Annotated in this window: 19 protein-coding genes and 2 pseudogenes; 7 read left to right on the top strand and 14 right to left on the bottom strand. The window is 34.3% G+C overall.

The genetic code is table 11. The features are described 5' to 3' along the window. Nucleotides 1-24: 24 nt before the first annotated feature. The 5 genes and pseudogenes from EAG08_RS18920 to EAG08_RS18900 form a co-directional block, all read right to left on the bottom strand. Nucleotides 25-1,143 (bottom strand): helix-turn-helix domain-containing protein, encoded by a 1,119-nt coding sequence (locus tag EAG08_RS18920; RefSeq protein WP_129536797.1) that lies wholly within the window; start codon nucleotides 1,141-1,143, stop codon nucleotides 25-27. A gap of 27 nt (nucleotides 1,144-1,170) precedes the next feature. Further along, nucleotides 1,171-1,833, bottom strand: coding sequence for a rhomboid family intramembrane serine protease (locus EAG08_RS18915; RefSeq protein WP_129536796.1), 663 nt, complete (start codon nucleotides 1,831-1,833; stop codon nucleotides 1,171-1,173). A 15-nt stretch (nucleotides 1,834-1,848) separates the two neighbouring features. Beyond that, nucleotides 1,849-4,430: pseudogene (locus EAG08_RS18910) on the bottom strand (DNA gyrase/topoisomerase IV subunit A). Between the two features lie 9 nt (nucleotides 4,431-4,439). Continuing rightward, complete coding sequence (locus EAG08_RS18905; protein ID WP_129536795.1) at nucleotides 4,440-4,913, bottom strand: hypothetical protein; 474 nt, start codon at nucleotides 4,911-4,913, stop codon at nucleotides 4,440-4,442. Between the two features lie 21 nt (nucleotides 4,914-4,934). Next, nucleotides 4,935-6,815, bottom strand: a complete 1,881-nt coding sequence (locus tag EAG08_RS18900; protein WP_129536794.1) for a DNA topoisomerase IV subunit B — start codon at nucleotides 6,813-6,815, stop codon at nucleotides 4,935-4,937. 191 nt (nucleotides 6,816-7,006) lie between these two features. Between EAG08_RS18900 and EAG08_RS18895 the strand changes: the two genes are divergently transcribed. Continuing rightward, nucleotides 7,007-8,155: a methionine aminotransferase gene (locus tag EAG08_RS18895; RefSeq protein ID WP_129536793.1), complete on the top strand. Its 1,149-nt coding sequence runs from the start codon at nucleotides 7,007-7,009 to the stop codon at nucleotides 8,153-8,155. 123 nt (nucleotides 8,156-8,278) lie between these two features. Here the strand turns inward: EAG08_RS18895 and EAG08_RS18890 are convergent, their stop codons facing one another. The 9 genes from EAG08_RS18890 to typA form a co-directional block, all read right to left on the bottom strand. Further along, on the bottom strand, nucleotides 8,279-9,040 hold the full coding sequence (locus EAG08_RS18890) for an SDR family NAD(P)-dependent oxidoreductase (protein WP_129536792.1): 762 nt from the start codon (nucleotides 9,038-9,040) through the stop codon (nucleotides 8,279-8,281). A gap of 86 nt (nucleotides 9,041-9,126) precedes the next feature. After that, the gene (locus tag EAG08_RS18885; protein ID WP_129536791.1) at nucleotides 9,127-10,065 is read right to left on the bottom strand and encodes a helix-turn-helix domain-containing protein; all 939 of its coding nucleotides are present in this window, start codon (nucleotides 10,063-10,065) and stop codon (nucleotides 9,127-9,129) included. Nucleotides 10,066-10,101: 36 nt separating this feature from the next. Next, complete coding sequence (locus EAG08_RS18880) at nucleotides 10,102-10,983, bottom strand: hypothetical protein (RefSeq protein ID WP_228446650.1); 882 nt, start codon at nucleotides 10,981-10,983, stop codon at nucleotides 10,102-10,104. 294 nt (nucleotides 10,984-11,277) lie between these two features. Beyond that, complete coding sequence (gene ychF, locus EAG08_RS18875; protein WP_129536789.1) at nucleotides 11,278-12,369, bottom strand: redox-regulated ATPase YchF; 1,092 nt, start codon at nucleotides 12,367-12,369, stop codon at nucleotides 11,278-11,280. A gap of 202 nt (nucleotides 12,370-12,571) precedes the next feature. Then, nucleotides 12,572-13,123 carry a ferritin gene (locus EAG08_RS18870; protein ID WP_129536788.1) on the bottom strand — a complete coding sequence of 184 codons (552 nt, stop codon included), beginning with the start codon at nucleotides 13,121-13,123 and terminating at the stop codon, nucleotides 12,572-12,574. Nucleotides 13,124-13,421: 298 nt separating this feature from the next. After that, nucleotides 13,422-15,023 (bottom strand): glycoside hydrolase family 10 protein, encoded by a 1,602-nt coding sequence (locus EAG08_RS18865; protein WP_129536787.1) that lies wholly within the window; start codon nucleotides 15,021-15,023, stop codon nucleotides 13,422-13,424. Nucleotides 15,024-15,164: 141 nt separating this feature from the next. Next, the gene (locus EAG08_RS18860; protein ID WP_129536786.1) at nucleotides 15,165-15,419 is read right to left on the bottom strand and encodes a type II toxin-antitoxin system RelE/ParE family toxin; all 255 of its coding nucleotides are present in this window, start codon (nucleotides 15,417-15,419) and stop codon (nucleotides 15,165-15,167) included. After that, nucleotides 15,407-15,592, bottom strand: a complete 186-nt coding sequence (locus EAG08_RS18855; protein ID WP_129536785.1) for a hypothetical protein — start codon at nucleotides 15,590-15,592, stop codon at nucleotides 15,407-15,409. The genes EAG08_RS18860 and EAG08_RS18855 overlap by 13 nt, the downstream gene beginning before the upstream one ends. A gap of 89 nt (nucleotides 15,593-15,681) precedes the next feature. Then, the gene (typA, locus tag EAG08_RS18850) at nucleotides 15,682-17,487 is read right to left on the bottom strand and encodes a translational GTPase TypA (protein WP_129536784.1); all 1,806 of its coding nucleotides are present in this window, start codon (nucleotides 17,485-17,487) and stop codon (nucleotides 15,682-15,684) included. A gap of 409 nt (nucleotides 17,488-17,896) precedes the next feature. On the opposite strand from typA, the gene EAG08_RS18845 reads away from it, so the two are divergent. The 6 genes and pseudogenes from EAG08_RS18845 (at nucleotide 17,897) to EAG08_RS18820 (ending at nucleotide 25,788) form a co-directional block, all read left to right on the top strand. Further along, nucleotides 17,897-19,621, top strand: coding sequence for a hypothetical protein (locus EAG08_RS18845; protein WP_129536783.1), 1,725 nt, complete (start codon nucleotides 17,897-17,899; stop codon nucleotides 19,619-19,621). A gap of 82 nt (nucleotides 19,622-19,703) precedes the next feature. Beyond that, entirely contained in the window at nucleotides 19,704-20,066 is a 363-nt protein-coding gene (locus EAG08_RS18840; RefSeq protein ID WP_129536782.1) for a hypothetical protein, read from the top strand. Next, nucleotides 20,066-20,308, top strand: a complete 243-nt coding sequence (locus EAG08_RS18835) for a hypothetical protein (protein ID WP_129536781.1) — start codon at nucleotides 20,066-20,068, stop codon at nucleotides 20,306-20,308. The genes EAG08_RS18840 and EAG08_RS18835 overlap by 1 nt, the downstream gene beginning before the upstream one ends. Before the next feature lie 232 nt (nucleotides 20,309-20,540). Further along, nucleotides 20,541-22,952, top strand: a complete 2,412-nt coding sequence (locus EAG08_RS18830; protein ID WP_129536780.1) for a hypothetical protein — start codon at nucleotides 20,541-20,543, stop codon at nucleotides 22,950-22,952. Nucleotides 22,953-23,062: 110 nt separating this feature from the next. Continuing rightward, a pseudogene (locus EAG08_RS18825) lies at nucleotides 23,063-25,185 on the top strand (Tex family protein). 9 nt (nucleotides 25,186-25,194) lie between these two features. Then, nucleotides 25,195-25,788, top strand: a complete 594-nt coding sequence (locus EAG08_RS18820; RefSeq protein ID WP_129536779.1) for an RDD family protein — start codon at nucleotides 25,195-25,197, stop codon at nucleotides 25,786-25,788. Nucleotides 25,789-25,822 lie beyond the last annotated feature (34 nt).

Genomic DNA, 25,822 nt, shown 5'->3' with positions numbered 1-25,822 from the left:
ATTAAAATAAATAAAAGTGCAAGTTTATAAGTCTGAACTTGTTTTTTTAAACTCTGAAGGTGTAATTCCTGTGATTTTTTTGAAAGTGGTGTTGAAAGATGTTTTAGAATTGAATCCTGATTCGTAGGCAATACCGAGAATCGAAAGTTTTGAAGAATGATCTTTTAGAAGTTTTTTGGCATATTCAATTCTGTATTCATTCACATATTGGAAGAAATTCTTTTGAAAACCTGCATTGATCACATAAGATAAATGATGTGTAGAAACCGAAACCAGTTCAGAAAGCTTGATGAGATTAAGCTCACTATCAAGATATGGCTGTTGAGTTATCATAAGGTGATCCAAAAGATTTTTAATTCTCATCAGCTCTTCATCAGGAATAAGTTTCCTCTTTAATTCTTCCGTCTCAATATCAGGAATTGAGATCAGTTCTTCCCTTTGTTTTTCTTCTAAAGGATAAATCTCTTTTTGCTTCAGAGAATAATATGCAATAAAATAAATAACGGCTAAAAAAATCAAATTTATAAAAATATTTAGCGAAGTGGAGTTGTAGAAAAGATTGTACACCACAAAAACAAGACTTACCATGAATATAATAAGAATAATATACTCTAACCAATTTAAATTAATTTCCTCAGTATTGGATGAGAAATTCTGAATTTTTTTCTGATGCTTTCTTATCGTAAAATATGAAAGACTGGTGTAAAACAAAGCCTGAAATAAAATCAAACTGATGAAAATATAATTTAAAACCTCTAATACCTCACGATCACTTTTATAAATTTCTAATCTTAAAAATAAAAGATTAACAAAGAAAATAAAAGGAAGAATAAGGTATTTACAGTCAGTATTTTTAAATTTAAAAGAAGGATTAGTATAAAAAAGAACACTGAAATAAAATACAATTGGAGTAAAAAACTGTATAAAATTGACAAAAAATAAAGTGTGAATCTGTATTTCCGAATGCGTTATTAATGACAATATTTCATCAAGCCAAAAAGTCGACCACAGAAAAAGAAAGATTCCGAACCATAAATTTGGTTTTTTATTGACATTTAAAGGATTGGTCAGCTTAAAAAAAGACAACAAAACCAATGAACCGTAAATAAGGATAACAGTGAAGTTATTTAATTCTGTGTGCATTGATTTCGTTATTTTAAATTTAAAATCTTAGCCTATTCTTTTCTTTATAAATATTTCGTAAGATAAATAGAGAAGTGGTAAAGACATAATTCCCAAATACAAAATATTATTCATAGCTAATTGAGGGAAAACTGTGACCGAATACACCAACCCGAAAAATGCTCCTCCCAAATGTGCTGCGTGACCTATATTATCTCCATTCCGAGGTTTTAGCATACTATAAACCGAATAACCGAAGTATAAAAATCCAAAAAGATAACCAGGAATACTTAGTTCAGGAGGCAGAAAAATAATTCCTATTTTTGTAAGAACAGGGTCAAGAGAAACACTTGCAAAAATAATCCCTGCAACCCCACCACTTGCACCTATCGCTGAATACCAATTTTGTGCTTTGTAGATAAATAATGAAAATAAATTTCCCAATAAGATAGATGCAAAATAAATAATCAAAAAACCTATTATTCCAAAGTCCTCCATTACAGCTGGACTGAACATATAAAGCACATACATATTCAATATCAAATGTATAAAGTCTGCGTGCAGAAATCCCGAACTTAATAATCTTATATATTCTTTCCGATGAAGAATTGCTCCAACATTAAATTTATATTTTTCGAAAATCCTCATATCGTTTAAAGCAAGATAGCTAATGATACAAGTTATAGCAATAATAAGTATTACAATATTCATATTTTCTTTTCTTAGTTAGTTCTCAGTATTTCCTCCTTCAAACAAATCACCAATCGTTCCGCCATCATCATCTGTAGATGGCGTGAAGTCTGGCTCTTCATATACTTCAGGCTCCTCTTCTTCCGGTTCAGGAATGGTAATATTGATGTTTTTTACTTTAAATTTCGTGAATTGATTTCCGATGGCTTTTATACCCTTTATTGCGATAAATTCGTCAATATTTACGGTTTCAGGATCACGTTCTTTTCCTTTATCTTTTGCAAAAATAATTTCAGCAGTTGTTCCATTTGACACTAAAATCCTTTCAATGAAAGATTTCGGATGTTCAGAAGGCATAAAGGTCTGCGGATTGATTGTATTCTCAAGCAAAAATCTTTTGATAAAATAAATATCTTTTTCGCCGTCATAATAAATGCACGTAATCGGCTGTTGCGGTCGCCATTTTTCAAGAATAATATATTCGTCATCAAAGCGGTTTCCAAGGTCAAAGCTGATCAATTTTGCTTCACCGTGAGAATTGATGGTCAGAATTTTATCATCACCTTTAAAGTTTCCTAATAAAGTACCTCTCACATCCGCATTCAGACGTCTAACTGTATCATCAAACCAGATTTTACGAGGTGCCAAAGTCGAAACACCTTCCTCTTTTAAATCTACTTTTTTAACAGAATATTTGGTCACCAGATTTCCTTTAGAATCACGTCCTTTGATTCCTATTTCTGAGAAATCAATATCCATTTTGTTTTTTCTGATTCTTGGATTCGGTTTTAAAAGAACTGTCACTGTTTCTGCTTCACCATTTGGATTTGCCGAAAAATAGAGCGTTTCAGAACCTTTTGCATCTGAAGCTAATCGATAATCAGTGTTTCTGGTCACTCCAGTTACTGAAAAGCGCTTCATGTAGTAAGGCCCCTGCATTCCTTCACGGTAAATCATGTTATAGACCGTACGTTTATCGTTTTTCTTCCAGATGGCAACGTGCAGAATGTCTTTTCCGATGAAGGTTTTGGCCTCCACTTTTACGACTTTCATGCTACCGTCTTTTCTGAAAGTGATGATGTCGTCGATGTCTGAGCAATCAAACAAGAATTGATCTTTTCTTAAAGAAGTTCCCACGAAACCTTCTTCGAAATTAGCATAGAATTTTTCGTTAGCCACAGCAACTTTTGAAGCATCAATGGTATCAAAAATCCTTAATTCCGTTTTACGTTCTCTGCCTTTTCCGTATTTTTTCTGAATATTTAAATAATAGTCAATCGCATAAGCAATCAGGTTGGCCAAATGATGTCTTACCTGCTCTATCTTACCTTCTAGTGCAGCAATATTTTCTTTAAATTTATCTAAATCGAATCTGGAAATTCTTTTAATTCTAATTTCTGTCAGTCTCAGAATATCTTCTTCCGTAACTTCTCTTAAAAGATGTGCTGTATGAGGTTTCAAACCAATTGCAATTGTTTTTAAAACATCTTCCCAGCTTTTAACTTCTTCAATATCATGGTAAATTCTGTTTTCGATGAAAATTCTTTCCAATGAAGAAAAATGCCAGCTTTCTTGCAATTCATTCAATTCAATTTCCAATTCTTTTTTCAATAATGAAACCGTATGATCGGTATTCATTCTTAGAATTTCAGAAACATTCAGGAACATCGGTTTGTCACCAACAATTACACACGCATTCGGAGAAATCGTTACCTGACAATCGGTAAATGCATATAAAGCATCAATCGTTTTGTCCGGTGAAACTTCATTGTGAAGATAAATCAGAATCTCAACTTTATCTGAAGTGTTATCTTCAATTTTTTGATTTTAATTTTTCCTTTTTCGTTGGCTTTAATGATTGAATCAATCAAATCGCCAGTATTCTTAGAAAAAGGAAGTTCAGAAATCATCAAAGTATGCTTGTCGACCTGAGAAATTTTTGCTCTGGCTCTTACTTTTCCACCTCTGTGACCGTCGTTGTATTCTGAAACATCAAGAAAACCTGCCGTCAGAAAATCCGGGAAAATTTCAAACTTCTTGCCTTTTAGATGAGCAACAGAAGCATTGATTAATTCATTAAAATTATGCGGAAGAATCTTTGTAGAAAGTCCTACTCCAATCCCTTCAACACCCTGCGCCAAAAGCAACGGGAATTTTACTGGTAAATCTACCGGTTCATTATTTCTGCCGTCATAAGATTTTGACCAAACAGTCGTTTTAGGATTGAAGACCACTTCCAAAGCAAAAGGCGTCAATCTTGCTTCAATATATCTCGCTGCTGCTGCAGAATCTCCGGTATAAATATTTCCCCAGTTTCCCTGAGTATCAATCAGTAATTCTCTTTGCCCAATACCTACCATCGCATCGGTAATCGATGCATCACCGTGAGGGTGATATTTCATCGTGTTTCCTACGATATTGGCAACTTTGTTGTATCTGCCGTCTTCAAGCTCACGCATAGAATGCATAATTCTACGCTGAACAGGCTTGAAACCATCATAAACAGACGGAATCGCTCTATCTAAAATTACATAAGATGCATAATCCAGAAACCAGTCTTTGTACAGTCCTGAAACTTTTTTTAAGCTTTCGCCTTCGTGAGAGTTTTCTTCTATCATTACTTCTTACTATCTTCTTTCTTTATTTGCTTTGACTATTTTATTGAGTGAAAATTTCAAATCATTGACTTCTTTTTTCGTTAAATAAGAAATTTCATATTTTAACATGGTCGAACCGCTGTTTTTACTAGAAAGTGTTAAATACAATCTTTTAACAAACAATATAGTGACCACATCATATTTAATGAGTTTATATTTTGGAAATTCATCGCTTAATGCCTTGCTTAGAAACGGAATAATGTTTCTGTTTTTAAAATGGACAGCTTCTCCATCGCTGTCATATTCAAAAATCTGTCTTCCATTAAGGTAAAAAAAAATTAATAAAATGAGTGGAGCGATAATCAAAAAATAGCTTTCAACTCCCAAAATATTAAACTTATATTCCTCCAATAAAAATGCGATAATCCCACCCAATAACATCATCAATAATAATGTATTGACAAAATTATAAATCGGAGCTTTGCTTCGGTTACTTAATCTCATTTGTGTTGGTGTTCTTTAAAATCATTCTGCTTCAGTTAGAATTTCTTTATCGCTGATGTTAGAATCTTCTACCACGAGATTTTCAAGAATAAAAATCTGTCGATCGGGAGTATTTTTTCCCATATAGAATTCTAACAACTGTTCGATGGTCTGGTCTTTTCCAAGAACAACGGGCTCTAAACGAATATCTTTTCCAATGAAATTTTTAAATTCATCCGGTGAAATTTCCCCTAAACCTTTGAATCGGGTAATCTCAGGATTTTTACCTAATTCGTTTAATGCTTTTATTCTTTCCAATTCAGAATAGCAATATCTCGTTTCCTTTTTATTTCTAACTCTGAATAATGGGGTTTGAAGAATGTATAAATGTCCATTTTTAATCACATCAGGAAAAAACTGAAGGAAGAACGTAATCATCAAAAGTCTGATGTGCATTCCGTCTACATCGGCATCGGTTGCTATAATTACTTGATTGTATCTTAAATCTTCAAGACTTTCTTCGATATTTAAAGCTGCCTGAAGAAGGTTAAATTCCTCATTTTCGTACACTACTTTCTTTGTTAAACCATAACAGTTCAATGGTTTACCTTTTAAAGAAAATACAGCCTGCGTCTCAACATCTCTTGATTTTGTGATGGATCCTGATGCAGAATCTCCTTCGGTAATGAAGATTTGTGTTTCAGCTTTTCTTTCGGCTTTCTGATCGTTGTAATGCTGTCTGCAGTCACGTAGCTTTTTATTGTGAAGCGAAACTTTTTTCGCTCTTTCTCTTGCTAATTTCTGAATTCCCGAAAGCTCTTTTCTTTCTCTTTCTGAGATTAAAATTTTTCTCTGAATTGCCTCAGCAATCTCAGGATTTTTATGAAGAAAATTATCTAATTTACTTTTTAGAAAATCGATTATGAAAATTCTCACCGTCGGGCCATTGGGGCCAATATCGTTGGAACCTAATTTTGTTTTCGTCTGAGATTCGAAAACAGGTTCTTCTACGCTAATGGAAATTGCCGCAACTATAGATTTTCTGATATCTGAAGCATCAAAGTTTTTATTAAAATACTCACGGATTGTTTTTACATACGCTTCACGGAATGCGTTTAAATGCGTCCCTCCCTGCGTTGTATTTTGTCCGTTAACGAATGAGAAATACGTTTCTGTCTGCGATTTATCAGTATGCGTTACTGCCAGTTCGATATCATTATCTCTTAGGTGAATGATAGGATATAGCACATCGCTCTCCAATTCTTCTTCCAACAAATCTTTAAGACCGTTTTCAGAAAAGAAAGTTTCACCGTTAAAAATAATTTTCAGTCCGGGATTCAGATAAGAATAATTGCGGAGCATTCTTGCGATATACTCTTTTCGATATTTGAAATGAAGGAAAATATCCGCGTCAGGAACAAAGGAAATTTCTGTTCCGTTTCTGTCAGAAGTATCTTTTTCGTCATGATCTTCAGTGATAATTCCTCTTGAGAACTCAGCCATTTTCATCTTCCCTTCACGGAAAGATCTTACACGGAAATAATCTGAAAGGGCATTTACCGCTTTCGTTCCGACACCATTTAAACCTACTGATTTTTTGAAGGCTTTGCTGTCGTATTTACCACCGGTATTCATTTTTGAAACGGCATCAACGACTTTTCCTAACGGAATTCCACGACCAAAATCACGAATCGTAACTTTTCCGTCGTCGACTTTTATTTCAATTCTTTTACCTGATTTCATTCTGAACTCATCAATCGAGTTATCGAGAATTTCTTTCAGCAAAATATAGATACCATCATCCGCAGACGAGCCATCGCCCAACTTCCCGATGTACATACCGGGACGTAAACGAATATGCTCCTGCCAATCGAGGGTTCTGATGTTATCTTCGGAATATACAGGGTTTATTTCTTGTGACATAGATTATTTCAGCAAACATACAAAAGTACGGAATTGAACAAAAATATCCGAATATTTTGAGCCGTTTTTTTACGATAATTTCAGATAAAAACTACAGATTTATTTTTTGATTACGAAATAATTTTTAATAACGATATATCTTTAAATTTCAAAAAATGCTGTACATTCGAACTAAGCAAAAATTTTCTTTCATGATACAACTTCCTTTTTCCAAGCTATCAAATGTAGGAACCACCATTTTCAGTCAGATGACACAATTGGCCAATGAAAATGAAGCCATCAATCTATCTCAGGGATTCCCGGATTTTATGCCAGATTCAGAATTGTTGGATCATGTTAATCATTTCATTCAAAAAGGCTTTAACCAATATGCTCCGATGGGCGGAATGATTGGTTTGAAAGAAGAAATTGCAAAGAAAATCGAGAACAGTCATCAGGCAGTTTATCATCCTGATTCAGAAATTACCATTACCGCAGGCGGAACACAGGCGATTTTTACAACGATTGCTACTTTCGTTAAAAAAGATGATGAAGTAATTATTTTCGAACCTGCCTATGATTGTTATGAACCAACCGTTGAACTTTTCGGAGGAATTGTAAAACGTTTTGAAATGAAAGCCCCAGATTATGAAATCGATTGGGCAGCGGTGAAAAAATTAGTTTCAGATAAAACAAAAATGATTATTCTGAACAATCCGAATAATCCATCAGGGAAGATTTTAAAAGAAAATGATATTCAGGAATTGATTAAAATCGTAAAAGACACTTCAATCCTGATTTTGAGTGATGAAGTATATGAAAATATCGTTTATGACGGAAAAGAACATTTAAGTATCTGCAAATATCCCGAATTGAAAGAAAGAAGTCTTTTAGTTGCGTCTTTCGGGAAACTTTTCCATGTCACCGGTTGGAAAATCGGATATTGTGCCGCTCCGAAAGCTTTAACAGATGAGTTCAGAAAAATTCATCAGTTCAATGTATTTTCAGTCAACACACCGATTCAAATGGCTTTGGCTGAATATATGAAAAATGATGAGCATTATCTTGTTTTGAATCAATTTTTCCAAGAAAAGAGGGATTTTTTAAGACAGGGTTTAGCAAATACTTCTTTTGAATTACTCGATTGTGAAGGAACGTATTTTCAGGCTTTGAAGTATGATAAAATCTCTGACAAATCTGATTTTGATTTTGCTCAGGAATTAACGGTTACCCATAAAGTTGCAAGCGTTCCGTTTTCATCTTTTTATAAAAATAAGCTGAATGAAAATGTGATCAGATTATGTTTTGCTAAGAAGCAGGAAACTCTGGAAAGAGCGATTGACAATCTAGCTAAATTATAAAATAAATCTCTTGCAGATTGAGCAAATCTAGCAGATTTTTATTTGATCTGTGTAATCCACTCAATCTGCGAGAGAAAATTAAATTATTTCTTAAATAATTAAAGCTTTCAGAATCACTCTTATTTAAAAAAACATTCCACCAGAAGCTTCAATTCTCTGTGCGGTAATCCAACGGGCATCTTCAGTACACAGAAAAGCTACCACTCCACCGATATCATCCGGCAAACCAGCTCTTCCTAAAGCCGTATTCCCGGCAATCATTGCATTGATATTTTCATCATCTCTCGTTCTTCCACCACCAAAATCGGTTTCAATGGCTCCCGGAGCAACCACATTAACTTTGATTTTTCTTGATCCCAATTCTTTCGCCATATACTTCGTCAACATTTCAACTCCGGCTTTCATGGAACCGTAAACCGATGATCCTGGTAATGCAAATCTTGCCAATCCTGAAGAAACATTAATGATTCCACCGCCGTCGTTGATGAATGGCAAAAACTTCTGAGTTAAAAAGAAAACCCCTTTGAAATGAATGTTAAACATATCATCCAATTGCTCTTCGGTAGTTTCTGTAATTGGAGAATACAAAGCAGTTCCTGCATTGTTGATCAAATAATCAATGTTTGTGTTTCCATTAGTTTCTTTTAAATGATTGGTTACATTTTGAATGAATGATTCAAAACCTTTAACATCTCTTGTATCCAATTGAAAAGCTGCTGCGTTTCTACCCAAAGCTTTAATTTCATTAACAACATTTTCCGCTTCTTCCTTATTGCTATGATAAGTAATAATGACATCCAAACCTTTCTCAGCTATCTTCAATGCTGAATTTTTCCCTAAGCCACGGCTTCCGCCTGTTACTAATGCTACTTTTGCTGTACTCATTTTTGGTATTTTTTGTTAAAACAAAGTTCAATCATTTTAATGTGATCTTATTTGCTTCAGTCAATCTGAAATTTGCATAATTCAAATCATGAACGAAATTCCAATGGTGCAAATGACGTTTTTCGCTTAAAGAAATTGGAAAAATGCGCAATTTCTTCAAATCCTAAAGCATAAGAAATTTCAGACACATTCCATTTGGTTTGCTTTAATAAAATCTTAGCTTCCTGAATAACTCGATCTGCAATAAATTCAGTAGTTGTTTTTCCTGTGCTTTCTTTTAAATTTTTATTTAAATAATTGACATGAATAGCCAATCTTTCGGCATAATCTTTGGCAACTTTCAGCTGTATTCTCTGATCCGGAGACTCAATCGGAAACTGTCTCTCAAGCAATTCGATAAATAAAGAAACTACACGCAGCGAGGCATTTTGAGAAGTTGGAGCTTTTGCGGCAGGCTGTAATTTTTGTCCGTAATGAATTAATTCAAAAACATAATTTCGGATCAAATCATATTTAAAAGCGTACTCGGAATCGATTTCTTTTTTGATTTTTGAAAATAGCAATTCAATTTCATTAGCCATTTCATCATCAATTTCAAAAACAGGAATTGCGCCGGGTTGAAATAATGGCAATTCTTCCAAAATATTCTGTGAAGAATTTTTGGTAAAAAAATCATCGGTAAAAACGCAAAAACTTCCCTTTTGATCTGCATCTTCGGGAACATAATGATACGGAACTTTCGGTGTTGCAAAAAGCAATGCATTCTTTTTAATGGAAATCACTTTATCCGCATATTCAGCTCTGTTCTTACCTCGAATCAAACTGATTTTATAATATTTTCTTCTGTTGTAAGGCATTTCAGAAGCTTTCTTGACATTGGAAATAGTTTGGGCAATATCAAAAACATTAAAATGACCGATGTCTTTGTGAAGTCCTTTAGGCAAAATACTTTCCATATCTTTCCCAAGCATTTTTGCCATTTCGCCGTAAAAATCTTCCAGAGAAGCATGAGCTATTTTTTCCATGATGCGGAATTTGTATAATTCAAATATAAAAATATATTATGAAACTACTCCACCAATATTTTTTAAAATCCAGACTCTATTTTTAAATTCTGCGCTATAATCTATTATTCCACCACCACCTGATTCATGAATATAAAATAGGTTAGGATTTTTATCATCCTTTTTAATTTTAGAATAACCGCCGTTAAAGATATCAGTGACCTGCACATAATAAGGTTGCTTACTTTTATCTGTTGGCATTATTAAAACTTTTGCATCAGGATTTATATTTTTAAAATAATCACAGTCCGTTTCGTATGGCAAAAAGAAGTAAGGCATTTTATCCAGATTTTCTTTTACTATACCTAAATGTTGAGAGATAAGATCTTCATATAATTCAGTAAATTTATTTTTCTCAGATTTAAAAAGTGGATTATGATCATTAAAATCATCAATGCCATCACCGTCTGTATCTTTTTCATTCCGATCTAAACCGAAACTGTTTTCAAAAATATCATTGTAACCATCCTGATCAGAATCTCTGGTTAAATCGTTCAGTTTTATTTTAAATAACTTTCCGTCACCAATAGATGTAAACTCTCTTCCCCTCAATGCAAAGTTGCTTGCAGTTTTCACAAAACTCCCTTCAATTTGGAGAAAATCATCTTTCACAATTTGACTATCCTGAACTTTATTAAAATAGTAATGACTATAACTTAACCCTAAAAAATAAGCGCGAGGATTGTTGTTTTTTATTTCTAAAAGCCAATATCCCAACGCGTTTTCTCCTAGTGTATAACTTATCTTATCGGAAATTTGTTGAGATGAATAACGAAATTGTCCGAAAAATTTCTCATCAAAATCTGCAAATAGTGTTTTCTGATCATTTAAATATTTTTCATCAGCCTGATAAGTTTGAAAATTTTTACTGTAAGCCATGCTGTCTTTTTTAAAACTCCTGAATTTTTTGAGACTGACTATCTGTAGATACTGCGGCTTATTTTGTACAATTTCTAATATTGTGTAAGGTTTTTGCTCTTGATATGTAATGATATCCTTGTTGTCATCATTAACAAAACATTTTTCTTCAAAACTTTTCGAGCAAGAAAAACAAAATACTGCAAGCAATAAAAAGAAAAAATATTTCATAAAAAACTTTTCATAAATATAGCAAAAACGCTCCCAAATTCATGGGAGCGCTCTTTAAAATACTATAACTAACTTTTAATACTTTTAAACATTAAATCTGAAGTGCATAATATCACCGTCTTGTACGATGTATTCTTTTCCTTCAACAGAAAGCTTTCCAGCCTCTTTTACTTTGGCTTCAGTTCCGTAGTTTACATAATCATTATACTTGATCACTTCTGCACGGATGAATCCTTTCTCAAAATCAGTATGAATAACTCCTGCAGCTTGAGGAGCTGTCCAGCCTTGTCCAATCGTCCACGCTCTTACTTCTTTTACTCCAGCCGTAAAATACGTTTGAAGCTTCAATAAATCGTAAGCTTTTCTGATCAGACGGTTTACTCCAGGTTCAGTTAAACCTAATTCTTCCAAGAAAATTTCTCTTTCTTCGAAAGTATCCAATTCGTTGATATCAGCTTCGATCTGAGCAGCTAAAACTACTACTTCAGCTTTTTCTTTCTGAGCCATTTCTTCAATCTTGGCAATCCATTCGTTTCCGTTTTTGATAGAATTTTCGTCTACATTACAAACGTAAAGAACAGGTTTGTTCGTCAACAACTGAACATCTGCTATAATTGATGCTGCAAAATCATCCATCGGGAATTCTCTTGCATTCTTACCGTCTTCGATAAATTTCTCAAGGTTATGAAGTGTTTCATACGTCAGGATATCTTCTTTCTTTCCAGACTTGATGAATTTTTTAGCTTTTTCAACTGCTTTTCCAACAGTTTCCAAATCTTTCAACTGAAGCTCGATGTCGATAATTTCTTTATCTCTCATCGGGTCTACAGAACCTTCTACGTGGATGATGTTTCCGTTTTCGAAACATCTTAAAACATGAATAATCGCTTCGCACTCTCTGATGTTGGCAAGAAACTGATTTCCTAAACCTTCACCTTTGCTCGCTCCTTTTACCAAACCGGCAATATCAACGATCTCTACAACAGCAGGCAAAACTCTCTCAGGATTTACCAGTTTTTCAAGCTCAAATAATCTCTGGTCCGGTACTGAAACTGTTCCCAAATTGGGCTCAATCGTACAGAAAGGATAATTAGCTGATTGCGCTTTAGCATTGCTTAAGCAGTTAAAAAGAGTTGATTTACCTACATTGGGTAAGCCTACGATTCCACATTTCATAACGAAATTTTGTTTTAATTTATTGTGTTATGTTACCTTTCGGTTTCATATTTCACCTTTGTTTTTGGCAATTCACTTTTGGCTTCTTGCGTGTTAAAATTAAAGGTGTGCAAAGATAGTAATTTTAAAGACAGATTCATAATAAAAAAAAACTGCCAAATAATTGACAGTTTTTTAGAAATAATATTTTATCGTTGTGCTTTTATGGATTTGCTCCTGTTGCATCTTGAGCTTGTTCGGCATCATCAGGAAGGGTTTCCAAAGTTTTGTCGAGACTGAATAAAGATTCGTCACTTGCTCTGTCTCCGCCGGCAATTTTTAATTTATCAATTAAATTCATTGCAAATGTTTCTTCTTCTATCTGTTCTTTTACGAACCATTGTAGAAAATTCCATGAAGCCCAGTCTTTTTCTTCAAAAGCAATATTTACCAGATTGTAAATTGCTGTGGTATTATCAACTTCATGTTTGAAAACTAAATCGAAACAGTCAGTTAAACTTGTTGGCTCCTGACCCGGAGAAGGAAGCGCAGTGATTGTTGGTTTTCCTCCTCTGTTAAGTACATATTGCATAAATTTTACTGCGTGATCTCTTTCTTCCTGAGCGTGGCGAAAAAGAAAGTTTGAAATTCCACCATAACCTTTATCAGCAGCCCAAATTCCATAAGAAAAATAAACTCTTGACTGTAAATCTTCGGTATTCATCTGGTCGCTTAGCGCTTGTTCTAGTTTAGGTGAAAGTCTGTTGGTATTCATAATTGTATATTTTAGTATTTGTTATTTAAAGGATACAAAAATGATTCCGAGACAACGTTTTTTGATTATTAATGAAAACCAACAATCTATAAATACTTATCAATCATTATTTTATATAGACAATTTATAGTGAGTCTAAAATAAAAAAGCCAGTTCGTTGTAGAACTGACTTAATTTAAATATTTTAAACAATTACGATTTATTGAGTTGATAAGATTATTAAGAGATTCTTCATTACACTTCGTTTCATTCAGAATGACAGCGAGGAATTACCCTAAACGTCTCCTATTCTCCCACTCTACTTTACTTTCTTCGCCATGTAATCACTTTCATTTCCTAAACGGTCAATCGCTTTAATAGCAATTGCATTCAGTATTTTTCCGTCTTTGCTTTTTGGAATTTCTTTTGAAAGGTTGTCCAAAGTCAGAATTTCAGTTTCCCAAACTCCATTGTATTGTTTGAAAAGAACCCATTGGAAAACATTCCCGATATTTTTAGAACTCCAGCTTGTCTGAATAAAACTTCCGTTATCGTTGGTAAATAAAGTTGGTTTTTCTAAAGGAAGAGCTTTGATCCACGGAGTTTTCGGAGTCAAAGCTTTTTCTTTATAAGGTCCGTTTTTCAGTGTCGGAAGCATATTTGAATTTTTTGTCAGACCTGCAATACTCCAATGAATTTCACCAGCGTTATTTGCAAGAATCTGCCTTGATAATTCAATCTGATTTTTAATTTCCGTTGGGCGGTCTGAAACTTTAATTTCTACCGTGTTTAATCCTGGCCAAAGATGGCGGTTCATAGTGTTTTCAGATTTCCACCAGTTTAATAAATTGGCGAAAGGCTGACCTTTAGATTCAATCGGCCAATATAGTTGCGGAGAAAAGTAATCTACCCAACCTTTATTTAGCCATAATTTAGCATCTGCAAACAATTCGTCATACTGCGAAGATCCAACGACACCTTCCGGAAAACCTGGTTTCCAGATTCCAAACGGACTAATTCCAAAACGTACGTAATTTTTTTCAGCATGAATCTCTTTATAAATTCTTTCCACAAACTGATTCACCTGATCTCTTCTCCAGTCTGCTCTTGTAAGGGTTCCTCCGGAATTCAAATATTTATTCCAACTTGTATTGTCTGGAAAATCTGCACCTCTGTTGTAGGTTGCGTACGGATAAAAGTAATCATCAAAATGAATGGCATCCAAATCATATCTTTTTACCAAATCTTTCACAACATTAGAAACATGTCCCTGAGTTCTAGGATCTGCAGGATCAAACCAATACATTCCGTTTTTTAATTTAATGGTAATATCTGAAAGTTTATTGACCATCGATTGATTAGAAACCGCTCCACCATTGGAATGATGCGCTCTGTAAGGATTTAACCAGACATGAAGTTCCATTCCTCGTTTGTGTGATTCTTCGATCCAAAATTGTAGAGGATCGTAATTTGGATAAGGAGGTTCTCCTGTTTTTCCGGTTAAAAAATATGACCAGGGCTCTAATTCACTTGTGTACAAAGCATCCGCAGACGGACGTGCCTGAAAAATGACTGCATTAAAATTATTTTCCTGAAGCATATTCAACATGCTGATGGCTTCGGCTTTTTGCTGCTCAACCGACAAATTGTTTCTTGAAGGCCAGTTGATATTGGCTACGCTCGCAATCCAAGCACCACGAAATTCACGATTGATTGCTGGAAGATTTACTTTAAAATCTGTTTCCACAGTTTTTGGAACTATGGGATTATTAATTACTAAAGAATCAGTAGGTTTAGTTTTGTATCTATTTTCTTTTGTTGGATTTTTATTTGTAGAAACGTTTTTTTGTACAGAGCAAGAACTGCTAACTGACGCAAAAAAACCTAGTAGGAATACTATTTTTATTTTGGAGATTTTCATCCTGCGATAGACTATTTTATTTACGGCTTTAAAAATCTCAAGATAATAAATTTATTAGAATTTAAAACAAAAAAAAGCCTGAAAAGTGGCAACAAAATTATGATTTAATTTTTTGCAACAAATCTCTTGCACCATGATGTACTAAAAGGATATGAATTTCATCTTTTGAAATAATACGGTAAATAATTCTATAATTTCCTTCAAAATTTCTCTCATATTTTCATCATCAATTTCTGATACTTTCTTCCCTATCACGTTTCCATTTCTTAAAATTTCAGTTTTGTGCTGTATTTTTTCAATTTGGAATCTTGCGTATCTCTTCGAGTCTAAACTTATAAAATCGTAGATTTCTTTTAAATCAGATTTAGCTGATTTTAACCATTTTATTTGAACCACTTCTCCATTTCAGTTTTAAGATCTTCCTCTGAAATGGTTTCATTATTTTCAGATTCCTGAATTCTGGTTTCAATTTTTTCTATCATAATCAATCTCTCAATTACCTCATCAATGCTAATTTCATCTGGAAATTCATCAATTTGTTTTTGTAGTTTTTCTTTAGTAATTGTCATTTTCAAATAATTTAATAATGCTAAATTAGAAAATTTAAATCAAAAAAGCCCCGAAAATCGAGGCTTTAAATATATTGATGAATCTTAGATTATGCTTTCGCTCCTCTTTCGATTCTTTTTCTTTCTTCTTCAGAAAGTACTTTCTTTCTCATACGGATGAAGTTAGGAGTTACCTCGATTGCTTCGTCACCCTGGATGTATTCCATACATTCCTCTAGAGAGAAAAGGATTTTCGGAGCGATGTTACCATCTTTATCCTTCCCTGCAGCACGGATGTTGTTCAGCTGTTTTGCTTCAACAATGTTTACTACCATATCATTCGGCTTGTTTTGCTCACCGATTACCATTCCAGCGTAGATCTCCTCGCCCGGATCAACAAAAAACTTACCTCTATCCTGTAATTTAGCAATAGAATATTCAGTTGCAGGACCTTGAGATTTGCTGATCAATACCCCAACAGATCTTCCAGGAATTGCTCCTTTGAAAGGTTTATAATCTACAAAACGGTGAGCCATAATAGCTTCACCAGCAGTAGCCGTCAACATCTGAGAACGCAATCCGATCAAACCTCTTGAAGGAATTTCGAATTCCAAGTGTTGCATTTCACCTTTAGTTTCCATAATGTGAAGGTCACCTTTTCTCTGTGTCGCTAAGTCGATTACTTTTGAAGCAAATTCTTCAGGAACATCTACCACCATACTTTCGTAAGGCTCACATTTCACACCGTCAATTTCTTTAAGGATAACCTGTGGCTGACCGATCGTCATTTCGTACCCTTCTCTTCTCATTGTTTCAATCAAAACTGACAAGTGAAGAATACCTCTACCGAATACCAAGAATGTATTGGCATCTTCAGTAGGCTCAACTCTTAACGCTAAGTTTTTCTCCAACTCACGCATCAATCTTTCTTTCAGGTGATTTGAAGTTACAAATTTACCATCTTTTCCAAAGAATGGAGAGTTGTTGATTGAGAACGTCATGTTCAACGTAGGCTCATCAATTGCAGTTCTTGGCAATGGATCCGGATTTTCTAAATCAACGAATGAATCACCAATCTGGAATTTATCAAAACCAACAATTGCACAAATATCTCCGGCTTTTACTTCAGTAACTTTTTTCTTACCTAAACCTTCGAATACGTATAATTCTTTTACTTTTCCTTTTACGATTTTACCATCTTCCTGTGCAAGACCGATCCATTCTGATTCTTTTACAGAACCCTGAATAACTTTCCCAATTGCAATTCTTCCTAAGAAAGAAGAGAAGTCTAAAGATACAATCTGCATTCTCAATGGACCTTCTTTAGCTTCAGGAGCAGGAACGTGTTCCAAAATCCCGTCTAATAAAGGGAAAATATTGTCAGTTTCTTCTAATGAAGTATTGAACCAACCTTGTTTTGAAGAACCGTAGAATGTAGGAAAATCCAATTGCTCTTCGGTAGCATCCAGGTTATAAAATAAGTCAAAAACTTTATCATGAACCTCATCCGGACGACAGTTTGGCTTATCTACTTTATTGATTACTACAACCGGTCTTAAACCTAATTCTAAAGCTTTCTGCAATACGAATCTTGTCTGTGGCATTGGTCCTTCAAAAGCATCTACTAATAAAAGTACACCGTCTGCCATTTTTAAAACACGCTCTACTTCACCACCGAAATCGGCGTGACCAGGTGTATCAATAACATTTATTTTTGTACCGTGGTACATTACAGAAATATTTTTTGATAAAATAGTGATACCACGCTCCCTCTCCAGATCGTTATTATCCATTATTAAATCTCCAGATTCCTGATTGTCTCTAAAGACGCTTGTTGCGTGGATTATTTTATCAACCAAAGTAGTTTTACCGTGGTCAACGTGTGCGATAATCGCAATATTTCTAATGTTTTGCATGAATGATTTTTACGGGTGCGAAATTAGTGATTTTTAATGAATTAACCATAAAAAGTTTTAATAATTAACAAATTCATAATGAGAAGGTTTTATAAAGTTATGAGTTTTGGGTTATTAATTATGAGTTTAAAACAGTTGCATCATTCATATTTTAATTGCTAAAAATGATTTTTAAATATTAAATTTTTAAGTATTACATATAATTTCTTGAAAGCAGATAATCTGATCAAATAAAAATTCAGATGTATTTTATAAAATGAATATTAAGAAGTGATAAAATTTTCAATTAAACTTAATTTATTTACAAACTTGATGTGACAAAATATTTTCAAAATCATAAAATTTCTTATTAATTTCTTGGGTATTTATTTTTTGTCTTAATTTGTATATAATTTAATGCAGTAAGACAATGAAAAGAATACTTCTATTCTGTTTATTCCTGGCTTCTTCTGGTCAGTTTTCTTCACAACAATCTGCTGACAAAGCACTTCAAACTTTAAACGAAAATTTTTCTCAGGAAAGCATCTATATTCTTACTGATAAAGATTTATATCTGTCTGGTGAAACGGTTTGGTTTAATGCCATGGTTTTCAGAAATTTTACAAAATCAGATATTTCAACAAACTTTTTTATTGAGATATACGACCGTAACAAGAAGCAGATTTTAAAAAAACGTTTTCCTATTTTGAATGGCGTTGTACAGGGCAGCATTCAGTTACCTGAAAGCCTGAGCGAAGATGTTTATTTCTTCCGAGCCTATACGCCGATGATGAGTAATCTGAGTGAGGATTTTCAGTATTTAAAGCAAATTCCGATTTACAATCCTGATTCACCAAAGAAACTGGTTTTAGATAAGATATCTTCTTGGTCAGCAACATTGCATCCTGAAGGAAATTCTTTTATACAGGGAATTCAAAGTAAAATTGTGGTACGTCTTCATTCTACTGGTACACCTCCGTCACAATGGGAAGGCTATGTGATTGAAAAAAGTAATCCGGAAAAGAAAATCTCTACTTTCAAAGGATTAGATGGAAATGTAGGAATCTTCACTTTAACCCCGGAAAAAGATAAAATTTACGAAGCTGTAATTACAGATAATGACGGACATCAAAGTACTGTGCCCCTTCCTAAAGTTGCTGAAATTGGGGTAAGTCTTCAGGTGCTCAGCGAAAAAGATAATGTAAAATACAAAATTCAGAATACTGCGCAAAGCTATCCTTATTATACTGTCGTTGCCAATATTGGTGATCAGGTAGTTTATAAAGCGAAAATTAATCAATTAAGAGATGTATTTCAGGCGATCCCAACCAATCAATTAATCAACAGCGTTTTACAGATTACTGTTTTTGATGATAAAGAAAATGTTTTGGCAAGCAGAATGTGTTTTGTAATGCCTCAGAATCTTCTCGTTTCCGTTCCGGAAGTTAAAGCGAAGGCGGTAAGTACTGAAAAAAGAGGATTGAATTCATTTGATATTAAATCTATTAAAGATGTTCCGAATTATTCTGTCGCCGTGTTTGATCCTGAAGATAAAAAGTCACTGCAAGACGAAAATCTCCTGAGTTCTTTATGGTTAACTAGTATTATTAAATCTAAAATAGACCGTCCTGCACAATATTTCGGTGAAAAAAGAAATATCGAAGCTCTTGATGCTCTGCTTATTTCCGAACAATGGAAAATGTTTGACTGGAAAGAAATTATTTCAGGAAAATATCCTACCATTATCAATCAGTCTTCAAAATACATTTCATACAAAGGTAGAGTTACCGTGAACGCAAAACCTGCAGCTCAACAAAACCTCATCATGCTTGTGGATGGAGATATTTCGGGAAATCAAATCATGGAAGTAGAAACAGACAGCAACGGAGAGTTCTTTTTTGACAATTTGATTTTTGAAAAGCCCATCAAAATAACGTATCAATTAAACGGAGCCAATGCAGCACTTAAAAGCAGAACCAATGTTTTCATCAATCCTCTCAACACTTTTATTCCGTTAAAAAAAGATTTACCCGCAGTAGAAAAATACAAACTTGTTGACAGAAATTCATCTTCCGAAGCTTCACAGTCAGCTGAAATTACCAAAACTATTGAAGCAAGAAAATATAAAAAGAATATAACGAAAAAGTTACTTTAATTGAAGAAGTAAAAATAAAAGCCAAAAGAAAAACCTCACTGAAGAGCTCAACAAAAAACTCAGCAGTTCGCTTTACAAAAGCATGAATGAAGTTGTTTTTGATTTTGTGAATGAAAACCAATCTGCAGCAAGTTCACCGAATATTTTGCAGTGGCTTCAAGGGCGCGTTGCAGGATTGACCATCAATTTTGAAAATGGAGTTCCTACTCCTTATATACGTCAAGGGAAAGCTAATATTTATTTAGATGAAATGTTGACGGATGCAAGCTCTTTGAGTGGAATTTCGGCTTCAAATATTGCCATGGTAAAAATAATTAAAGATGGCAGCGTAGGAATGAGCGGCAGTGGAAATGGTGCTGTACTAATATATACCAGAAGAGGCGACACTCAGCCCAAAGCTCCTGAAAGCAACCTATTGAATATGGCTAATCTTAACTTTTTGTGATGGAAGGCTATAATGAATATGAAAAATACCCGGACGCCGATTACGGAAATTCTGAGCTTTCTAAAACAGGATATGATTACCGCACTGTTCTCTATTGGAATTCTTCTCTGGAAGCAGATGCTGTTGAGCCAACTCAGATTGATTTCTACAATAATGACACAGCGAAAAAGTTCAGATTTATTATTATGGGATCTGATAATGAAAAGTATACGCCTGTTTATTTTGATAAGATTATTCCTTAAGTTGATTTCAAAAATTATTATCTTCGTGATTCACAACTTTTTTTAGAAAGAAGATATTCCTTCTAGAAGTTGTGAAAACATTCAAGGCGGGGCAACTCGCCTTTTCTTATTGACTGCGATAATCACTTCTGCAACATTACTAAGAATTCAAAAAACTCACAGTTAATACCATTTACTTCTCTACAGTAAGAAAAAAATGTATTTTTGAAAAATTTTAAAAACACAATGCACTATGAGTAGTTTATTCTTAAAAAGAATTGCCTTTGTACTTACTTTATCAGCCGGATGCACCTCTTATGCTCAGGATAAAGCTGAAAAAGCCCTTCAAAAATTTGAACAGGAATATCCGCAGGAAAAAATCCACCTTCTATTGAACAAAGATCATTATGTAGCGGGAGAAAATATTTGGTTTAAATCATTTGTTTTCGATGGATATAACCGTTCCAACATTTCCACATCGCTTTTTGTAGAGCTGTATGACAACAATAAAAAGTTAATTGACAAAAAGATGGTTCCTCTTCTGAAAGGTGAAGGAAGCGGAAGTTTCTCATTAGCCAATACCTTACAGGAAGATATTTATTTCATCCGAGCCTATACCACATGGATGACTAACTTCAGTGATGATTTCAATTATCTTCAACCTATTTCAATATACAATCCTGCTTCACTTAAAAAACTCCAACCCAACACTGAAGCTATTTGGTCTGCCACTGTACATCCCGAAAGCGGAACATTTGTTGATGGTATCCCTACAAAATTTGCTGTAAGACTGCAGTCAAAAGGGGTGACGCCATCAGAATGGAGTGGATCTGTTGTTGAAATAGGAAAACCTGATGTAGCTGTCGCTGAATTCAAAGGTTTTGACCAAAATGTAGGATCATTTAGCATTACGCCAGTAGCCGGGAAACAATATCAGCTCATTGTAGAAGATAAAGCAGGAAAAAAACTGACCATTGATTTGCCTCCTGTAGTAGCTTCGGGTTTAAATCTTCATGTTGAGAGTACAGATACTGCCGTAAAATACTCAGTATCTTCTAAAAATATTGCGGAAGATCAATCATACAAAATCTTAGTCACCATTAATAATCAAATGGTTTACCGGGCTGACATCAAAAAAATGTCAGGTAAAACATTTTCAATACCTGCAGACAAACTCATTAACGGAATCTTACAACTGACCATATTTGATGCAAACGAAAATGTAGTTGCACAGCGATTATCCTTTGTACAGCCCAATCTTCTGAATATTAAAAAACCTGTTCTTACAACCACTCTCAATACTTCGAATCGCAGTAAAAACTCTATAACTATTTCAAACAATACACACTACAATTCTTACAGCGCTTTAGTGATAGACGCTGAAGATAGCAGCTCAGAAGAGGAAAATAGTTTATTGAGCAGTCTTTGGCTAACAGGTGATTTCTTCAGTTCGCACATCTTTAAACCCGCCCAATACTTTGCGAAAAATCACAATTCTGAGGCTTTGGATGCTCTTTTAATATCTGAAAAATACAAAAGATTTGAATGGAAAAACATCATTTCCGGAAATTATCCATTAATCAAAAATAAACCTCAATCGTATATTTCATATAAAGGAAAAGTGATGTCACAAGGAAAACCTGCAGCCAACTCAGAACTCAATTTAATTTTTAAAACGCCCGAAGCAGGAATGAAGTTTAATTTAGTGAAAACTGATGCAAACGGACTTTTTTGGCTAAATAATCTGGCTTTTGAAGATACCATGAAATTCTCTTATCAACTCAACTCAAAAGATAAAGCAGCAATAAGCAGTACACAGGTTTATTTCCAGCCTGATTTCAGTTTTTTCCCACTCAGAAAAGAATTGCCGGACAGCAGAATGAAACTTACAGACAGAGTTGAGGGTGAAGAAATTCCTGAAAAAGTAGCTAAATCTATTGCTAATCTAAGTTCTGAAAAATTTATTAATGAAAAAATAACGGACATTGAAGAGGTAAAAATAAAAGGTGACAAAAGAAACAAGACCCAAAAACTGAATGAGACATTGAGCAGTCCATTATTTAAAAGTGTCAATGAAATGGTATTTGATTTCGTCAACGACAACAATGGTGCAGGAGCAATTAATATTCTTCAATGGCTTCAGGGCAGAGTTCCCGGTTTACAGATCAGTTCACAAGGGATGAATGCTACTGCAACCATGCGTGGCGGTCCGGTACAACTCTTTCTTGATGAGATGAGGGCTGATGCCTCCCTAATTTCTTCCATATCTGTTTCGGACGTTGCGATGATTAAAGTTATCAGAGGAATGTTTTCAGGGAGTTCAGGTGGCGGGAACGGAGCTATCATTATTTACACACGCCGAGGTGGAATTACCGGTTCAGCTCCCGATAACGGACAGTCTAAAACATTAAAGGAAATGACGTTGAAAGGATACGACAAGGAAGAACCTTTTAAAAATGAAATCTATGCCGAAATTGATCCTCAAAGTCTTTCCAAGGACAGCCGCAGCACTTTGTATTGGAATCCTTATCTTCCAAATCAACCGAAAGAGTCTACAAAAATAAATTTCTACAACAACGATGATGCAAAAAGTTTTAAAGTCATCATTATCGGATTTGATGAAGAAACCGATACCCCACTCTATTACAATGATATTTTAAAATAATTAAATAAGATCCTCAAAAACCAATTGCATCCTGTAGTTGGTTTTTTTAATTGAAATCAAATTTTAATAGTCTAAAAAAGTCAGTATTTTAGCACTTCCAAAAATGAAGAATGAATACCACTGAATATCTTAAAAATTCCCTAAATATATCCGAAAAAAGCATCAATGCTACCTTAAAATTGCTTGCTGAAGACTGCACCATTCCGTTTATTTCCCGTTATCGAAAAGATGCGACGGGTAATTTGGATGAAGTTGCTATTGAAAGTATCTTTAAATTAAATAAACAGTTTGAAGAAATTGTAAAGCGAAAAGAAAGTATTTTAAAATCGATTGAAGAACAAAATGCTTTAACCTCAGACTTAAAAACAAGAATTGAGGAAAGCTTTGATATTCAGGAGTTGGAAGATCTGTATTTACCTTTCAAAAAGCGTAGAAAAACCAAAGCTGATGCGGCAAAAGAAAAAGGTTTGGAACCTTTAGCCAAAATTATTATGAGCCAAAAAGCGAATGACCTGCAGCATTTGGTTTCAAAATATTTAAATGAAAATATTTCCTCTGAAGAGGAGGCTTTGCAGGGTGCAAGAGACATCATGGCAGAATGGATCAACGAAAATATGTACGTCCGTAAAAATCTCCGTCGCCTTTTTCAGCGGAAAGCAGTCATCACTTCTAAATTGGTAAAAGCCAAAAAAGATGACGAGGGAGCGCAGAAGTTTTCACAATATTTCGAATGGGAAGAAAGTCTTAGCAGAACGCCTTCGCACAGACTTCTGGCCATGCTGAGAGCAGAATCAGAAGGTTTTGTAAAAACAAATATTGGAATCGATAAAGATGAAGCAATTGATTTTATAGAAAATACCATCATCAAATCCAGAAATGAAAGTTCAGAACAGATTTCTTTAGCCATCAAAGATTCGTACAAAAGACTTCTAGAACCCGCAATTTCAAATGAAACTTTACAGGAAGCTAAAGAAAAAGCGGATAAAAAGGCGATTGAAATATTTTCTGAAAACTTAGGTCAGCTTTTATTGGCACCGCCTCTAGGTGAAAAAAGAATTTTGGCCATCGATCCGGGGTATAAAAGTGGCTGCAAAGTTGTTTGCCTGGACGAAAAAGGAGATTTACTACATAACGAAACGATTTATCCTCACGCTCCGCAAAATGAAAGCGGAATGGCTATGAAGAAAATCCGTTCTATGGTAAACGCTTACAATATTCAGGCAATCTCTATCGGAAACGGAACGGCTAGTCGTGAGACCGAATTTTTTATTAAAAAAATTGCTTTCGATAAACCTTTGCAGGTTTTTGTGGTTTCTGAAGCCGGGGCCTCAGTTTATTCTGCGAGTAAAATTGCGAGAGATGAATTTCCGAGTTTTGATGTGACGGTTCGTGGTGCAGTTTCTATTGGAAGAAGACTTTCTGATCCTTTGGCAGAGTTGGTTAAAATTGACGCAAAATCAATCGGTGTGGGACAATATCAACACGATGTAGACCAGACTCAACTTAAAAATGAATTGGATTCTACCGTGATGAGATGTGTAAATTCTGTTGGAATTAATCTGAATACAGCAAGTAAATCTCTTCTAAGTTATGTTTCAGGAATCGGTGAAAAGATGGCAGAAAACATTGTGAATTACCGAGCTGAAAACGGAGCTTTTGAAGACAGAAAACAATTGAAGAAAGTTCCGAGGTTGGGTGAGAAAGCCTATCAACAGGCTGCAGCATTTATCAGAATTACTAACGCAAAAATCCTTTAGACAACTCAGCTGTTCACCCGGAAGCGTATGGAATTGTTGAAAAAATGGCAAAAGATTTAGGCATAAAAACCGATGAACTTATCGCTAATAAAGAGAAAATTGCTTTGATTCAACCTGAAAAATACATTACCGGAGACATCGGAATTTTAGGAATAAAAGATATTTTAAAAGAACTTGAAAAACCTGGATTAGACCCGAGAAAGGCAGCTAAAGTTTTTGAATTTGACCCGAATGTAAAAAGCATTAAAAATTTAAATATCGGCATGATTCTTCCAGGAATTATCAACAACATTACCGCCTTCGGATGTTTTGTAGATTTAGGAATTAAAGAAAGCGGGCTGGTTCATATCTCACAATTGAAAGACGGTTTTGTTTCTGATGTGAATGAAGTGGTGAAGCTGCATCAGCATGTTCAGGTAAGAGTGACGGAAGTGGATGAGGCGAGAAAAAGAATTCAACTGAGTATGATTTTGTAATCAGAAGTTATGAGAATTTCAGAACTCACAGAAAGAAAAACGACTCGCAGGGCAACGCGAAATTTTGATTCGGAAGGTAGACGTATTTATAATGAATTCGAGTATAATTTACCTTACAAAGTAGATTTTCATGGAAGTGACCATAAAAGACAGGTTGCAAAGTATATTGATATGGCCCCGTTCTTTTTAGTTTTATATTTTATTTTTAAGCTACCTATAATTTATTCTTTCATTGGTTCGATTCCTTTAGTGATGATATTCGGAAGTGTCACTGAAACTCTTTGGGGAACAACTTTAGGTAAGAAACTTTTTAAAATAAAAGTAATTGATGATTATGGAAATTATCCTGAAATCTCAAAATCTTTAAAAAGAAATGTTCTTTGTCTGGCAAATTTTTATCCTAAATTCTCAGAACACACCACCAAAGATGTTGCGTTTGGAACTCAAACACGTTTTAGAACGGATTTAAGTATGCACATGAACAATAAACTCTGTCATACTTATACCGTAAAAGAAAGTCAGCTTTGGACGCTGAGGAAAATGCTTGATAGTCAGATTCACCAAAAATTACATCCTGATACTTTCTCTATTCAAAAGAAATAATCATCTCACTGTTTAGAAAAAACAAATATATTTA

The sequence above is a fragment of the Chryseobacterium sp. 3008163 genome, assembly GCF_003669035.1.
Classification (GTDB): Bacteria; Bacteroidota; Bacteroidia; order Flavobacteriales; family Weeksellaceae; genus Chryseobacterium.
The sequence above is the reverse complement of the archived record's forward strand: the minus strand, read 5'-3'. Positions and strand labels throughout refer to the sequence as shown.